The sequence below is a fragment of the Chryseobacterium ginsengisoli genome (genome assembly GCF_039542325.1).
Lineage (GTDB): Bacteria > Bacteroidota > Bacteroidia > Flavobacteriales > Weeksellaceae > Chryseobacterium > Chryseobacterium ginsengisoli.
On record NZ_BAABHX010000005.1, the window covers coordinates 69697 to 85602 of the forward strand.

Genomic DNA, 15906 nt, shown 5'->3' on the forward strand with positions numbered 1-15906 from the left:
ATCTTTGCGTAAATAACTTCTCAAAGTTTTGTAGTCAATTAAAAGTCATATTTAAAAATTATGAAAAGAATAATAAATATCATCTTCGCTTTTGGACTCGCTTTAGGTTCGGTCTCTTGCGTGTCAAAATTGGCATACAAAGAGCCTGAACTTGAGCTTCCGGAAACGTTCAAATATACCGCAACCGCAGATACCGCAAGTGTAGCGAATTTGGAATGGAAACAGTTTTTCAGCGATCCGATCTTGCAAAATTTAATCGAAAAAGGAATTAAAAACAATTACGATTTACAGATTGCATTAAAACAGGTTGCTTCTTCACAAGAGAAATTAAAACAGGCAAAATACCTTCAGTATCCTGATGTCGGTTTCGGAGTTTCAGCGCAAATTTCAAAACCTTCAAAAAATAGTATGAACGGACAAAGCTTAAATCTATTTTTAGGAAAAAGCTATGTTGAAGATTACAATGCAGCCTTCAATCTTTCTTGGGAAGCTGATATTTGGGGTAAAATAAAAAATCAGCAGGAAGTTTCAAAAATGCAGTATCTGCAAACTTACGAAGCTACAAAAGCGATTCAGACACAGGTTGTTGCAGCGATTGCTCAAGGATATTATAATTTATTGATGCTTGATAAACAATTACAGATTGCAAAATCAAATTTAGAATTAAGCAACAATACCCTTTCTCTTACTGAAAAATTGTGGCAAAGCGGCGATACCACTTCTTTGGGAGTTCAGCAAGCTACAGCTCAAAAGCAGTCTACAGAACTTTTGATTACTCAATTGGAACAAAATATTGCGATTCAGGAAAATGCGTTGAGTATTTTGGTGGGTGAAAATCCAAATAAAGTTGACAGAACGATTGAAATGTCCGACACTTCTTTACCACAAGATATTTCTGCGGGACTTCCTGCAGCGATGGTAAGTCGTCGTCCAGATGTTCGTCAGCAGGAATTGGTTTTGTTAGAATCAAATTCAATCGTGGGAATTGCTCAGGCAAATATGTATCCTTCATTGAAAATCACGGCAAACGGAGGTGTGAATTCATTTAAAATTGATAACTGGTTTCAGATTCCGGCTTCATTGTTCGGTTCTGTTTTAGGAGGATTGACTCAGCCTATTTTCCAGAAAAGACAATTGAAAACGGATCTTAATGTTGCTAAAATCCAGAGAGAGAAAAACGTTTTGGCGTTCCGTCAATCTGTTTTGAATGCGGTGGGCGAAGTTTCTGACGCATTGGTTTCTAACGAAAGTTTAAAAGTTCAAGAACAAAAAGCAACAGAACAGGTAACAACATTGAAAAATGGAATAAAAAGTGCCGAAATGCTTTACAAAGGCGGAATGGCAAATTACTTAGAAGTGATTACTGCTCAGGGAAATTCTTTACAGGCTGAACTGAATCTTGCATCCGTAAAAAGACAGAGATTAAGCAGTATTGTAGATTTATACCGAGCTTTAGGTGGCGGTTGGAAGTAGTAAATTTAATTATATTGTTAATGGAATGCGGTCTTTCGGGATCGCATTTTTTTTTATTCTTGTTGGGAAACGCAAAGGCGCAAAGATTTATAATAGCAAACTGCTTTAAGGCGCAAGAAAATCCAAGATTTTCAGCAAAGTTCAACATCATAAAATTTTATCGAAGATAAAATCCTTGCGTCTTCAAAATGTTTAAAATATTATTTTTTTGCGCCTTTGCGTTTTCCAACAATTAAACTTATTTCAAAATCTCTTTATTAATATATTCAATCAACCCATCAAAATCCTCCTGCGAATATCCCAACTGCAAATAATGAATATCATCCGCTTTTCGAGACCAAGTCAATTGACGTTTTGCGTATCTTCGACTGTTTTTCTTAATTTCAGAAACAGCAAAATCCAAGTCCCATTCTCCATCAAAATATTTGAATAATTCAGCATAACCAACCGTATTCAAAGCAGTCAAATGTTTAAATTTTTCTAAACTTTTTGCCTCCTCCAACAAACCTTTCTCCATCATCATATCCACTCTCTTATTGATTCTGTCGTACAGTTCTTCTCTCTGAGCTTCAATTCCAATTCGAATCGTATTAAAATCTCTTGAATCTTGTGAAACTGCAATCAATTCAGAATATTTTTTATTCGTTTGCCAAATTACGTCGATCGCCCGTAAAAGCCTTCTATGATTATGAAAATCGACTACAGCAAAATATTCGGGATCGAGTTCTTTTAGCAATTCCTGAAGTTTATCAATTCCTTCGTTTTCAAAAATTTCATTTAATTTTTTCTGATTGTCTTCATCAGCTTCCGGCAAATCATTTAAACCTTCAATCACTGCTTTTTCATACATCATGCTTCCACCAACTAAAATGACGGTATCATACTTTTCAAAAAGTTCGTTGAGTTTTTGTAAAGCATCTTCCTCATATTGTCCGATCGAATAATATTCATGAACAGAAAGATTTCCTATAAAATGATGAGTTGCTTCCGCCAATTCTTCTTTTGAAGGCGACGCAGTCCCGATTTTCATTTCATTAAAAAACTGGCGCGAATCACAGGAAACAATTTCTGTATCGAAATGTTTAGCTAAATCAATTGCCAATCTCGTTTTTCCAATTCCGGTGGGTCCTACAACAGAAATCAAATTTTTCTTTTTCACAGTGCTAATTTACGAAAATTGATTTTTTTATTTTAACCACAAAAGCTACAAAAGAAAATTGTGAAAATATTTAGTTTGCCAAAAGTTCAAAAAAGCAGAACGAAAACTTTTTAAACTTTTGAATATCTAAAAACATAATGGAAATCTTTTGTAGCTTTTGTGGTTAAAATGGAATATAGCTAATACATACACTTAAATGTTTATCTTTGTACGACAATAAAAAACTATGATTTTATCAATGACAGGCTTTGGTAGAGCCGAAGGTGTTTTTGAAGGGAAAAAGATTACCATCGATATTAAATCTCTGAACAGCAAAAGCTTTGATTTAAATATTAAAATTCCTTTACGCTATAAAGAAAAAGAATTTGAAATCAGAAAAATTCTTAACGATAGACTCATTCGTGGAAAAGTAGACTGCTACATCAATATAGAAAATCTTGAGGAGACCAACGATGTAAAAATCAATAAAGCTTTGATTGATTCTTATATGAATCAGCTTCGTGAAGTCGCTGCAGACGGACCCGATTTCGAATATCTGAAAATGGCGGTAAGACTTCCGGATGCCATTACATCAAGACCAGACGAAATCTGTGAAGGTGAATGGGAAACTTTGGCAGGTATCGTACAAAATGCTGTTGACCGTTTTATGGAATTCAGAACGACGGAAGGTAAAATTTTGCATGAAGAACTGGAAAGAAATATTCAGAATATTGACAAGTATTTGAATCAGGTTATTCCTTACGAAGAAGACAGAATTATTGCGGTAAAAGAACGTTATCAAAAATCTTTAAAAGAATTTGAAAATGTTGATGAAACTCGTTTTTATCAGGAAATGGCTTATTTCACAGAAAAATTAGATATTTCTGAAGAAAAAGTAAGACTTTCTCAGCATTTGAAATATTACAAAGAAGTAATGGATAATGAAGATTTCAACGGAAAAAAACTTGGTTTTATTTCTCAGGAAATCGGTCGTGAAATCAATACATTGGGTTCAAAAGCCAATCATGCAGAAATCCAGAAACTGGTAGTCATGATGAAAGATGATTTGGAAAAAATTAAAGAACAGACGTTAAACGTATTATAATTTAGTTGATGGAATTTAGTTGATAGTTGTTGGAATTTTTTTAAACTATCAACTGAAAACTATCAACCAACAACAATATGAATAAAGTTATCATATTTTCAGCACCGTCTGGAAGCGGAAAAACTACATTAGTAAAACATTCTTTGGAGGTTTTTAATGAATTGCAGTTCTCGATTTCTTGTACGACGAGACAGCCGAGAGGAAGTGAAGTTCACGCTGTGGATTATCATTTTTTGAGTCCTGATGAATTCAGACAGAAAATCTTGGAAGACGCTTTTGTAGAATTTGAAGAAGTGTATACTGATAAATATTACGGAACTTTAAAATCTGAAGTGGAAAAGATATGGAATCAGGGAAAAGTGGTAATTTTTGATGTTGATGTAAAAGGAGGAATTTCCCTGAAAAAATATTTTGGAGAAAAAGCTCTGTCAATTTTCATTGAACCGCCTTCTATTGAGGAATTGGAACGAAGATTGATTTCAAGAAACACGGATGATACAGAAACCATCAAAATCCGCGTAGAAAAGGCAGAAGAAGAAATGTCTTATGCGAAGGAATTTGATAAAATCGTGATTAATTCAGATTTAGATATTGCAAAAGAAGAAATAGAAAGTTTAATAAAAAATTTTATTGGGAATTAAGAGGATTGAAGCTGGATGATGGAAGTTTGAGGTTTATTAAACAACGTCAAAATTCTAACTTCTAATTTCTAACTTCTAATTTCTAATGAACAAAAACATTGAGGTAAATATGAGTACCGAAACATTAGAAAAAGCTAAATCTGCGATTCCTGTAAGAGGATTTTTAGATATAAAAGATTTGGTGATTCCTCAAGGAGAAGATTTGGTGAAAGCCATTCTTCAATTGAAAGAAGAGAAAAATGCGGTTATTTTAGCGCATTATTACCAACCTGGAGAAATTCAGGATATTGCTGATTTCCTTGGAGATTCCCTTCAATTGGCAAGACAGGCAAAAGATACAAACGCTGATATGATCGTGTTCTGCGGAGTACATTTTATGGCAGAAGCGGCAAAAATTCTGAACCCGACGAAAAAAGTAGTTCTTCCTGATACAATGGCAGGATGTTCTTTGGCAGACGGTTGTTCAGGAGAAGGTTTGAGAAAAATGCGTGAACAACATCCCAATGCTTTGATTGCAACATACATCAACTGTAATGCTGAAACGAAAGCAGAAAGTGACATCATCGTAACAAGTTCAAATGCTGAAACAGTTATTGAAGCTCTTCCGAAAGACAGACCGATTATTTTCGCTCCGGATAAAAATTTAGGAAGATATTTATCTCAAAAAACGGGTCGTGATATGATTCTTTGGGATGGAAGTTGTATTGTTCACGAAGCATTTTCAATGGAAAGAATTGCACAACAATTGGCTGATAATCCTGATGCTAAATTAATTGCACACCCTGAAAGTGAAGAATCTGTGTTGAAACTGGCTCATTTTATCGGCTCTACTTCTGCTCTTTTGAATTATGTAGAACAAGAAGATTGTCAAAAATTTATCATTGCAACTGAAGAGGGAATTCTGCACGAAATGAAAAAACGCGCTCCTCATAAAGAATTGATTCCTGCTTTGGTTTTTGACGAAAGCTGTAACTGTTCAGAATGTTTTTATATGAAACGTAATACAATGGAGAAATTGTACTTATGTATGAAATATGAACTTCCTGAAATTCTTATTGATGAAGATTTAAGGTTGAGAGCTTTGAAACCGATTGAAGCCATGCTTGATCTTTCGAAAAGTATAAAATAAATCAAAAGCACTGTAAAAACAGTGCTTTTTTCTTTCAATTTAATTTTCAAAACAGTCTGCGCTTACATCTACGCACACCTGACAATTTTGAGATAATGCAAAATATTGTGCACAAGTATTTGAATATTCGGAACCGGTTCCATAGTTATTCTGAACAGGACAGCCTACACAACTCGTTGAACCTTTAATGGTTTTTAATTTTGATCTTGATAATTTTTTCATAGTAATTAATTATGGATTAATATCCGGACATAATGGATAACTTGCAGAGACAAGACAAACCTTACGTCCTTTTAGATCTGTACACCATGCACAACCTGCAGGTCCGCAATCAAGATCGACAGTACATTCGTCTCCTGCACCACCATTAATTGCTCTCAAATTTTGTCTGTTCAATTTTTTTAAATTTTTCATAGTATTTTAATTTTTAAGGTTATTAACAAAGTTGTGGATCAACAACAAACATACAGGTCTTAAAAGTCCCTCTTATAGTAACACAAACTGCGCATCCTACAGCACCACAATCCGCATCAACTTGACATTGATCAGTTGTTCCTCCACCGATTGCTTTTAAGTTTTGCCTGTTTAATTTTTTAAGATTTTTCATAGTATTTTAGTTTTATTAAGTAACTTTTTTAAAAATAGAGAATTAAATTAATTAAATCACTACATATTGATAAATATTATTTTATGTTAAATTGCTTTCACTAAATAATATTTGATGCTTAATTTAGTTTACGTTTCAAAATAATTTGTACATTTGATATATAATAATGAATTTTTTAAGAAACATATCAGATATTTCTATTCCTAAGTTTTCTACTTTGGATATATCTTCCGTTTCTTCTACAACAACTACAACTACCCCATAACGGGGTAAAATTTCACATATAATCTCAAGCACGTATGCTCTTTTTTTAAAGAGTAAAAATTTCATTTTTCATAACTTAAAATAAAACATAATGAAGGTTTTAAAATTTGGCGGAACTTCTGTTGCCAATGCCCAAAATATATTGCTGGTCGAGAATATTATAAAAAAAGAATCTCTAAAAAACAGAATTATTGTCGTTGTTTCAGCACTTCAAGGTGTAACAGATCAATTGATAAAAGCTGCAGAATCAGCTTCTCAAAAAGATGAAAATTATCTTCAGATTATTAAAGATCTTGAAGAAAAACATTTAAATTTAGTCAAAGAACTGATTCCGATTTTAGAGCAAAGTTCATGGTTGAGTTTTGTTAAAAAGCATTTTAACGACATTGAAGATATTTGTAACGGAATTTTTGTTTTAGGAGAATTTACCGATAGAATTAAAGATAAAATTACTTTCTATGGAGAATTTCTTTCATCAAATATTATCACAGCAAGAATAAAATTTCAAGGGCTTGATGTTCTTTGGATGAATTCTTCTGACAATATAATTACGAACAGCAACTTCACAAATGCAAAGGTAAATTTTGAAGCAACTGAAAAAAATCTGATACAATTTTTAAACGAAAACCATAATCAGATTATTATTGCTCCTGGATTTATCGCTAAAGATGAAAAAGGAAATTCCACAACTTTAGGAAGAGGCGGTTCAGATTACACAGCATCAATTATTGCTTCTGCCATTAATGCGGAAGAACTTCAGATCTGGACAGATGTAAGTGGAATGATGACTTCCGATCCCCGATTGGTTTCCAATGCAAAACCAATCCATGAGATTTCTTATTCTGAAGCGATGGAACTCTCCCATTTTGGGGCAAAAGTTTTGTATCCTCCTACAATTCAGCCTGTAATGGTGAAAAATATTGATCTTAGAATTAAAAACACTTTCGAACCTGACGCTTTGGGAACTTTAATTTCTCATCATTTAAAAAAATCAGAAATTGAAAGCCAACAGATTGCGGTTGGAATTTCAAACATGAGCAATATTGCTTTGCTGACTTTAGAAGGTAGCGGAATGATTGGAATTCCAGGGATTTCGGCGAAATTATTTCAATGTTTAAGTGATGAAAAGGTAAATGTTATTCTCATTACTCAAAGTTCATCTGAGCATTCAATTACAATTGCCATCAATGAAAAAGATATTTTTAATGCAAAAAATGCTATCGATTCTGCTTTTGAAGATGATTTAAAACTAAAAAGAGTCGAGCCTGTAAAAATTGAAACCAATCTTGCCATCGTTGCTTTGGTTGGGGAAAATATGAAAAGCAGAAGCGGCGTAAGTGCCAAAATGTTCGGTTGCCTGGGAAATAACGGAATCAATATTCGTGCGATTGCACAAGGTTCTTCAGAAAAAAACATCAGCATTGTTATTTTGGAAAAAGACACTAAAAAAGCAGTGAATGTCTTACATGAAGAATTTTTTGAATCGGAAATAAAACAGGTTCATCTTTACATCTGCGGAACAGGGAATGTGGGAAAAAAACTTATTCAGCAAATTTATGATCAGAACGAATATCTTAAAGAAAACCTTCTGATTAATTTAAGAATTGCAGGACTTTCCAACAGTCGCAAAATGATTTTCTCTGAAAAAGGAATTTCAGAAAATGAATTTGCAGATTTTAATGAAAACGGTGAAGAATCTTCTCCAGAAAAATTTGCTCAGGAAATTATTTTACGAAACTTAAGAAACTCTGTTTTTGTAGACGTTACAGCAAGTTCAGATATTCCGAATATTTATGAAAAATTATTGAAAAAGAGCATAAATATTGTTGCGTGTAATAAAATTGCAGCTTCTTCTGATTTTGAAAATTATAAAAATTTAAAATCAATTGCCAGAAATCACAGTTGTAAGTTTTTCTTCGAAACCAACGTTGGAGCCGGACTTCCCATCATCGGAACAATCAACGATCTAATAAGAAGTGGTGATAAAATCACATCTATTCAAGCGGTTTTAAGCGGAACTTTGAACTTTGTTTTTAATAATTATGACGGAAGCAAAACATTTTCTGAGATTGTAACTCAAGCTCAAAAGGAAGGTTATACAGAACCAGATCCTAGACTTGATTTGGCAGGAACCGATGTTGCCAGAAAAATACTGATTTTGGCAAGAGAAGCAGGATATTCACTTGAATTTAATGAAATTGAAAATGAAAGTTTTCTTCCTGAAGAATGTATGAACGGAAGTGTCGAAGATTTTTACAAAGCGCTTTCTAAATATGAAAGTCATTTTAAAAATTTATTGGAAAAAGCCAAAAATGACGGGAAAATTTTAAAATACGTTGCCGAATTTAAAGATGGAAAAGCAAAAGTCGGATTAAAGCATATTGCTCCCGAAAGTGACCTTTTTCATCTGTATGGAAAAGATAATATTGTCATTTTTAAAACTTTAAGATATTCTGAACAGCCATTGGTTGTGAAAGGAGCCGGAGCTGGAGCGGAAGTTACTGCAAGTGGCGTTTTTGCGGATATTGTTCGTTCTATATAAAATTAAAATTATGAAAAAAATTAGATTAAAAGTTCCTGCAACCGTTGCTAATCTGGTTTGTGGATTCGATATTTTGGGAATGGCAATTCATGAACCTTATGATGAAATGGAATTGAGATTGCTCGAAACTCCTGAAATCATCATCAAACATACAGACAATTTCAGATTACCTGAAGAGCCTTCAAAAAATGTTGCCGGAGTTGTTTTGTTGAAAATTCAGGAAGAATTAAATTTAAAAACTGGCTTTGAAGTCATCATTCATAAAAAAATAAAACCGGGAAGCGGACTTGGTTCAAGTGCTGCGAGTGCTGCAGGAGCCGCATTCGGAGCTAATGAGTTATTAGGAAATATTTTAACTAAAGAGGAACTCGTATATTTTGCAATGTTTGGCGAAGAGCTGGCTTCCGGTGTGAAACATGCAGATAATATTGCGCCTTGTATTTTTGGCGGGATAACTTTGGTTAAATCTTCAAATCCGGTTGATATTATTCCGTTAAACTCTCCTGATTTATTTGTGACGGCAGTTCATCCGCAGGTTGAAGTAAAAACTTCCGATGCAAGACAGATTTTAAAGAAAAATATTCTTTTGAAAGACGCAATAGAACAATGGGGAAATATTGCCGGATTGGTTGCAGGAATTCAGAAAAATGATTTTGGATTGGTCGGCAGAAGTTTGAATGATGTGATTGTCGAACCTATCAGAAGTATTTTAATTCCGAAATTTAATGAAATCAAAGAAAAAAGTCTGGAATTGGGAGCTTTAGGTGGCGGAATTTCTGGTTCAGGGCCTTCGATTTTTATGCTTTCGGAAAAAGAAGAAATTTCACACAAAATCGCAGAAATGATGAAATCTGTTTATGATGAGATTAACATTGAAAGTTTCGTGTATGTTTCTAAAATAAATCCGTCGGGGATTAAAATCATTGAAGATTAAAAAATTAACCAAAATGAAGTATTACAATTTAAAAGATAAAGAAGAAGTTGTAGATTTTAAAACTGCAACGATCAAAGGTCAAGGCAAAGAAAAAGGTTTATTTTTTCCTGAATTTATTCCACAATTTGATAATAGTTTTATTGAAAATCTTAATCAATATTCAGACGAAGAAATTGCTTTTCAATGTATGAAAGGTTTTGTCGGAGATGAAATTCCTTCTGATATTTTAAAGCAAATCGTTTCAGAAACTATCAATTTTGAGATTCCCTTGAAAAAAATTAATGAAAATATCTATTCCTTAGAACTTTTTCACGGACCGACTTTGGCTTTTAAGGATGTCGGAGCAAGATTTATGAGTCGCTGTCTCTCTTATTTTCTGAAAGATGAAAATAAAAAAGTTACAGTTTTGGTTGCTACTTCAGGAGATACAGGAGGAGCCGTTGCCAATGGATTTTACAAAACTCAAGGAATTAACGTTGTGATTTTATATCCGAAAAACAGAGTAAGTCCTGTTCAGGAAAAACAATTGACAGCTTTAGGTGAAAATATTTATGCTTTGGAAGTTGATGGCAGTTTTGATGATTGTCAGAGTTTGGTAAAACAGGCTTTTTCGGATGATGAAATTAATTCAAATTTATTTTTGACTTCAGCCAATTCCATCAACATTGCGAGATGGCTTCCTCAACAGATTTATTATTTATTAGCACTAAAACAATGGCAGAAATTAGAAAAACAAAATCCTGTTATTTGCGTTCCCAGTGGAAATTTTGGGAATATTTGTGCCGGACTTCTTGCTTATTTCAGGGGACTTTCTGCCGAACATTTTATTGCGGCATGTAATGAAAATGATGTTGTTCCGAATTATTTAAAAAGTGAAAAATTAGAACCAAAAAAAACTGTTGCAACTCTTTCTAATGCGATGGATGTAGGAAATCCAAGTAATTTTGTGAGAATTCTGGAGCTTTTTAATAATCAATTTGAAGATTTAAAAAATAAAATTTCCGGTTATTCTATTGATGATAAAAAGACTTTACAAACCATTACAAAAGTTTATCAAGAATACAATTATGTTCTTGAACCTCACAGTACCGTTGCTTATTCTGCTCTGGAACAATATTTGAAAGAAAATCCGGGTAAAAAAGGATTTATTTTGAGTACCGCTCATCCTGTAAAATTTCCTGATGCTGTGGAAAAAGCCATCAATTTAAAAATTGAACTCCCGGAATCATTAACCCAATTAATAAAAAAAGAGAAAAAAAGTACAGAAATAAATCCCGATTTTGAAGAATTAAAACGATTTTTGCTTAAATAAAAATTAAGAAAACATGAGCAAGATTTATCTTGAAGACGTAAAAATATATGCTTATCACGGAGTTTTACCCGCAGAAAATATTATTGGGACTTATTACATTCTAAACTTAGAGATTCACACAGATTTGTGGAAAGCCGCAGAATCCGATGATTTGAATGATACGATAAGTTATGCAGATATTAACGACATCATTCATGACGAAATGAAAATCAAATCTAAGTTATTGGAGCATGTTGCAGGAAGAATCATTTCCAATATTCATGACAGATTTCCGCAGGTTGATTATATTAAATTAAAGATCACCAAAACGGCTCCACCAATGAAAGGTGAAATGAAAGGTGCAAGTATTGAACTGGAAAGAAGTTTTAAACCTGCCAATTAATCTTTACTAATTTAGTTTTATAAAAAAATTACACAATTGAAAATCATTAAAATATTATTTCTGACTCTTTTTATCAATGTTTTTGGACAAACAAATGCTGATAATCAGGTTGCGACTTATAATTTCCCAAAAGTGAGATCAAGCATTACAATGCCTGTGACGATTCCGCTTTCGGAGATCAGCAATATGATCAATGCTTCGGTAAAAGAACTTATTTATCAGGACGATTCTTACACGGATAATAATAACGATCAGTTTAAAGTAAAAGTCTGGAAAACACGACCAATTCGTTTGGTTGGAGGGACAAGTCAAAATTTACTGATAGAAGTTCCATTAAAAATATGGGCAGAAAAAGGTATCGGAACATTGGGAGTTTACAGTTATCAAAATACGACTTTTGAGACGGTGATGTCTTTTAACACCTCTTTAAACTTTCAAAATAACTGGACGATAACGACAAATACGAAACCAAACGGTTTCAGATGGGTAACGAAACCTGTATTGGATTATGGAAAGATTCAGATTCCGATCACTTCTTTGGTTGAAAAAAGTTTGGTAGAACAACAGGAAAAATTCTGTAAAACAATCGATCAGCAAATGGCAACTCAACTGAATTTCCAACAGTATGCTGTGATGGCCTGGAATGTTTTTTCAAATCCGTTTAATATTTCGGAAGAATATAATACATGGCTTAAAGTAACTCCGATCAATGTAAATATCACTCCTCTAAAATTCTACGCCAATCAGATCAATACAAACCTAGGAATTGATGTATTTTCTGAAACTTTTACAGGAAGCAAGCCCGAATCTTCACAACCGATTAAATCTGCAGCAAATTTTAGCTTTATTCCTGTTTTAGGCGATAAATTTTTACTTCAGACAACGGCAAATGTTCCGTTTACAGAGGCTACAAATATTGCCAGAAATATGTTTTTAAATAAAGAATACGACGTAAGAGGATCTTCAGTTAAAATTAAAGATATAAGAGTTTATGGTGTCGATGACAGAGTAATGATCGAGGCGGAAACGGAGGGCTATGTGAACGGAAAAGCTTTTATTTCAGGAATTCCCGTGTATGATGATACGAAAAAGAAAATTGTTTTGTCGAACACCAAATTTAATCTGAGAACTGCCAATATTTTACAGAAAACCGCCACTCTCCTATTTAAAGGTAAAATTGTAAAAATGATCGAGGACGAATATGGAATTCCGACGCAGGATCTCGAAAATAATTCAAGGAAAAGTATTGAGGAAGCTTTCAATAAAGAATATTATAAAGGTATGAAGATGAGTGGAAAAGTCTTCGATTTAAAGCCCAGCAAAATTCTTATGAACCCTTCAGGTATCACCGCAGTTATTGATACAAATGCAACGCTAAAACTTATATTAAACGGAATTTAAACTAATACCAAAACCATGAAAAAATTATTAAGAGTCGTAGAATACAACAAAACGAATTTATGGATCAGATTCGCACATTTGATAATTGACAGAATTGTTGTTTTTTCGCTTTTTGCCGCTTTCGGAGTCTTCTCATCTTTAACATATCAGTTACTTGGAATCGAATATTTTATTGAGATCGCTGAAAAACTGGCGTCAGTAAATAAATTCACGGATATTATAATTACAACGTTGGTTTATCTTCTTTATCTCACCTTGATGGAATATTTTACCAAAGGCAGAACTGTCGGAAAATATATTACGGGAAGCAAAGTGATTTCTACAGATGGTACCGAACCAAAATTTCATGACTATGTTATTCGAAATCTTTCGAGAATTGTTCCTTTTGATGCGCTTTCTTTTTTCGGAGAAAATGGATGGCATGACAGCTGGAGCGACACAAGAGTAATTAATATTAAAAATTATAAGACTGAAACACAGTCAAAAAGCGAAATAGAGAGCATTGGCACGAAAGAAATTGCATGAAAATTTTTGTTGAATAATATATTTTGCTATATTTGCACACCTAAAAATGGTAAAAACGGTGCTTTGGCCGAGCGGCTAGGCAGTGGTCTGCAACACCATCTACAGCGGTTCGAATCCGCTAGGCACCTCATCGCTTCTTTATACAATATTGAATTTCAATAAGTTATAAGGAAGCGTTTTTATTTTGTGTCTATTTTTGTGTCAACCTCAAAGAAAACCTGATTTCATTTTAGTTTTATCGGTTCTTTTTATTGAACATAATTGTTAGGCTCACCTAACTTATTACACCAATAACAAATAACCCATCACAGATATTCAGGACTTCAAAAATAACCAAAAATCCCCAGTCAAAGCCAGGGAAGTAAATATTTTATATTTTCTGCGTGATAAATAATTATATTTGACTAAATCCAATTTCAATGTCCGATAATATCGAATATTTTAAAGCTTCTCTACCAATTGCTGCACTTGTTGGTGTTGTAGTTGGAGCATTCTTAAATTCTCGATTACAGAGAAAAGACAAGATCCGAGAACATTTGTTCACGTATAAGATAAAGTCTTACATGGAGATAGCGAGAATTATAACCGAAACTATGAGTGGTATGGAGAAAATCAGAAATTCTTACTATGCAAGAAGAGATGGAGATAATTTTTTTCTTATCTATGACAAATTAAAAGACACTATTTCTGAACAATCTTTGTTGATAAGCCAAAATACAAAGTCTGATATTAATGAATTATTCATATCATTACAAAATGTTTATGATAGTGAAATTTGGAAAAAAGATTATGATATTCGAATCTTAATTTACACTTCTGCATTAAGTGATTGTAAAAAATTTCTTTTAAAACTTCAAAATGATATAGGCTTTGTAAACTGATATTCAAAAACGCAATAAACGTTCTGGATAAATTAGTAAAGAATATTCAGGAATTCAAGAATAAAAATAAAAGCTAACAAAATTCCCCGCTTTATTAGGTGGGGAATTTTTTTAATTGAATAACTTATTAAAATTTATATCGAAGTTATTCAGTATTGTTTGATCCAAAAGAGGAAGTGAGTTTTTAATTATTGCTTCTCTCAAGGTTATTGGAGTTTCATTTTCTCTAATATGTTCAAAATTTAGATCTACCCCCGCTTTTGATGCTGCATTATTTAGGAAATCATCATTAATCACATTTATAATTATTCTATATTTTGCAGCATGAACTTTAGCCTCATGAACATCTTTACTTTTTAACTCTTTTATGTGCTCAAGATGACGTAAAGACATTGCTTCTTTTTGTGCAGTGTATTCATTAAAAAGTTCTATTAATTTTTTCGGATCCATGATCTTAATTTAGTTTTCCGAATATACAAAAAATCCGAAAACGGAATAAAACTTGAAAAGAATTTTTATCAATCCACTATATACCTTTCAAATTATTTTCCTGGGTTTGGCTGGGGATTTTTATTTTAGTCTTATAATTTTAGCTAAAAAGTTGCGTTTTGCTGAAGATTGTTTCCCTCGCGCGTGCGCGTATTGTTTCCTTTTCCTTTGTCCTTTACATACAGAGTTCGTAAATTCACATTTATTTATACTTAAGAATCAAATTAATACCCTTTAATTTTACCAATTAACTTTTTATATATGCTAATTAGTCATTTTATTATATAAGTCAAGAACTAATGCTATACACTCTTTTTCATTCTCTGTTAATTTAGCATCAGAATATTTATCGCCTGTTAGTCTATATTCTATTTTGGAATTAGAATTTGAGTTTGCTATTGCATTCATTAATGTTAGCATATTTTCATTTACTCCAAGATCAGACGTTTCTTCAACTCTTGCGCCGGAAGAAATATCCCTTCTTGGAGATGGTGTATCATACTGATAATTTTTCCCATCAATTAAAAATATTGCTTTGTCAAAAAAAAGCCATTCGTTACCTGAATACGAAGTGACTAATCTCAGCATAATTTTATTTTCTTTGATAACCAGATAACCCTTTATTTTGTTTTGGCTCGCTCTTTTTACTTCTATAAATCCCGTATCTTTAAATTTATCAAATTTATATGAATACTTTCTCTGAATATCTTTATCTAAGGATTCGAAATTTACTATAATTGGCTTGGAAGTATATCTTATGTTTTTGGAATCTACAGCTAGTGCTATTAATTGCTTAGAAGTATTTCTAACTGTAAGACTATTTGATTTTTTGTAAATTTTTTCTGTTTCGACAACAATTGAATCAAGTGTTGAAGGATTATCCATATTACTTTTTATTTTATTTATCAAAGAAGAAAGTTTTTGCATATCCTCACTTTCTTGAGCTGAAATGCAGTTAAAACTCAAAATTAGAAATGCAGAATAAATAAAATTTCTCATGTTAAAAGTTTTCCGCAATATACAGATATATAATATTTTATCTTTACGGAAAACCTCAACCTCAATCAAATAAGCCAATTTTTT

The 15906-nt window shown here is 32.6% G+C and carries 17 protein-coding genes and 1 tRNA gene; 12 read left to right on the forward strand and 6 right to left on the reverse strand.

Annotation, left to right across the window (positions count from 1 at the left end; translation table 11 throughout):
• The first annotated feature begins 60 nt into the window (after positions 1–60).
• A complete protein-coding gene (locus ABD940_RS15470; RefSeq protein ID WP_345205838.1) occupies positions 61–1473 on the forward strand; it encodes an efflux transporter outer membrane subunit in 1413 nt (470 codons plus the stop codon).
• Positions 1474–1711: 238 nt separating this feature from the next.
• Here the strand turns inward: ABD940_RS15470 and miaA are convergent, their stop codons facing one another.
• The gene (gene miaA / locus ABD940_RS15475; RefSeq protein WP_345205842.1) at positions 1712–2632 is read right to left on the reverse strand and encodes a tRNA (adenosine(37)-N6)-dimethylallyltransferase MiaA; all 921 of its coding nucleotides are present in this window, start codon (positions 2630–2632) and stop codon (positions 1712–1714) included.
• A 226-nt stretch (positions 2633–2858) separates the two neighbouring features.
• Here miaA and ABD940_RS15480 point away from each other — a divergent pair, with 226 nt between their 5' ends.
• The 3 genes from ABD940_RS15480 to nadA all read left to right on the forward strand — a co-directional run bounded on the left by ABD940_RS15480 (position 2859) and on the right by nadA (position 5486).
• A complete protein-coding gene (locus ABD940_RS15480; RefSeq protein WP_345205845.1) occupies positions 2859–3716 on the forward strand; it encodes a YicC/YloC family endoribonuclease in 858 nt (285 codons plus the stop codon).
• A gap of 77 nt (positions 3717–3793) precedes the next feature.
• Positions 3794–4357: a guanylate kinase gene (gmk, locus tag ABD940_RS15485; protein WP_345205848.1), complete on the forward strand. Its 564-nt coding sequence runs from the start codon at positions 3794–3796 to the stop codon at positions 4355–4357.
• Positions 4358–4466: 109 nt separating this feature from the next.
• Positions 4467–5486, forward strand: a complete 1020-nt coding sequence (gene nadA / locus ABD940_RS15490) for a quinolinate synthase NadA (protein ID WP_345206500.1) — start codon at positions 4467–4469, stop codon at positions 5484–5486.
• 39 nt (positions 5487–5525) lie between these two features.
• On the opposite strand, the gene ABD940_RS15495 is transcribed toward nadA, so the two are convergent.
• Genes ABD940_RS15495 through ABD940_RS15505 form a run of 3 tightly spaced genes read right to left on the reverse strand, consistent with a single transcriptional unit; the run spans position 5526 to position 6093 of the window.
• On the reverse strand, positions 5526–5708 hold the full coding sequence (locus ABD940_RS15495; protein ID WP_345205852.1) for a hypothetical protein: 183 nt from the start codon (positions 5706–5708) through the stop codon (positions 5526–5528).
• A 9-nt stretch (positions 5709–5717) separates the two neighbouring features.
• On the reverse strand, positions 5718–5900 hold the full coding sequence (locus ABD940_RS15500) for a bacteriocin-like protein (protein ID WP_345205854.1): 183 nt from the start codon (positions 5898–5900) through the stop codon (positions 5718–5720).
• Between the two features lie 22 nt (positions 5901–5922).
• Positions 5923–6093 (reverse strand): bacteriocin-like protein, encoded by a 171-nt coding sequence (locus ABD940_RS15505; protein ID WP_345205857.1) that lies wholly within the window; start codon positions 6091–6093, stop codon positions 5923–5925.
• A 355-nt stretch (positions 6094–6448) separates the two neighbouring features.
• Between ABD940_RS15505 and thrA the strand changes: the two genes are divergently transcribed.
• The 8 genes from thrA to ABD940_RS15545 all read left to right on the forward strand — a co-directional run bounded on the left by thrA (position 6449) and on the right by ABD940_RS15545 (position 14334).
• Positions 6449–8899 carry a bifunctional aspartate kinase/homoserine dehydrogenase I gene (thrA, locus tag ABD940_RS15510; protein ID WP_345205860.1) on the forward strand — a complete coding sequence of 817 codons (2451 nt, stop codon included), beginning with the start codon at positions 6449–6451 and terminating at the stop codon, positions 8897–8899.
• Positions 8900–8909: 10 nt separating this feature from the next.
• Complete coding sequence (locus tag ABD940_RS15515; RefSeq protein WP_345205864.1) at positions 8910–9833, forward strand: homoserine kinase; 924 nt, start codon at positions 8910–8912, stop codon at positions 9831–9833.
• Between the two features lie 13 nt (positions 9834–9846).
• Positions 9847–11145 carry a threonine synthase gene (gene thrC, locus ABD940_RS15520; protein ID WP_345205867.1) on the forward strand — a complete coding sequence of 433 codons (1299 nt, stop codon included), beginning with the start codon at positions 9847–9849 and terminating at the stop codon, positions 11143–11145.
• A gap of 13 nt (positions 11146–11158) precedes the next feature.
• The gene (folB, locus tag ABD940_RS15525; protein ID WP_345205870.1) at positions 11159–11527 is read left to right on the forward strand and encodes a dihydroneopterin aldolase; all 369 of its coding nucleotides are present in this window, start codon (positions 11159–11161) and stop codon (positions 11525–11527) included.
• A 36-nt stretch (positions 11528–11563) separates the two neighbouring features.
• The gene (locus ABD940_RS15530; RefSeq protein WP_345205873.1) at positions 11564–12928 is read left to right on the forward strand and encodes a DUF4403 family protein; all 1365 of its coding nucleotides are present in this window, start codon (positions 11564–11566) and stop codon (positions 12926–12928) included.
• Between the two features lie 15 nt (positions 12929–12943).
• Positions 12944–13453, forward strand: a complete 510-nt coding sequence (locus tag ABD940_RS15535) for an RDD family protein (protein WP_345205876.1) — start codon at positions 12944–12946, stop codon at positions 13451–13453.
• 57 nt (positions 13454–13510) lie between these two features.
• Positions 13511–13581 (forward strand) — tRNA-Cys (locus ABD940_RS15540).
• A gap of 291 nt (positions 13582–13872) precedes the next feature.
• Complete coding sequence (locus tag ABD940_RS15545) at positions 13873–14334, forward strand: hypothetical protein (protein ID WP_345205879.1); 462 nt, start codon at positions 13873–13875, stop codon at positions 14332–14334.
• 111 nt (positions 14335–14445) lie between these two features.
• Here ABD940_RS15545 and ABD940_RS15550 read toward each other — a convergent pair whose 3' ends face one another.
• Both ABD940_RS15550 and ABD940_RS15555 read right to left on the reverse strand, forming a co-directional pair.
• Entirely contained in the window at positions 14446–14784 is a 339-nt protein-coding gene (locus ABD940_RS15550) for a hypothetical protein (protein WP_345205882.1), read from the reverse strand.
• Between the two features lie 303 nt (positions 14785–15087).
• The gene (locus tag ABD940_RS15555; protein WP_345205885.1) at positions 15088–15822 is read right to left on the reverse strand and encodes a hypothetical protein; all 735 of its coding nucleotides are present in this window, start codon (positions 15820–15822) and stop codon (positions 15088–15090) included.
• Positions 15823–15906 lie beyond the last annotated feature (84 nt).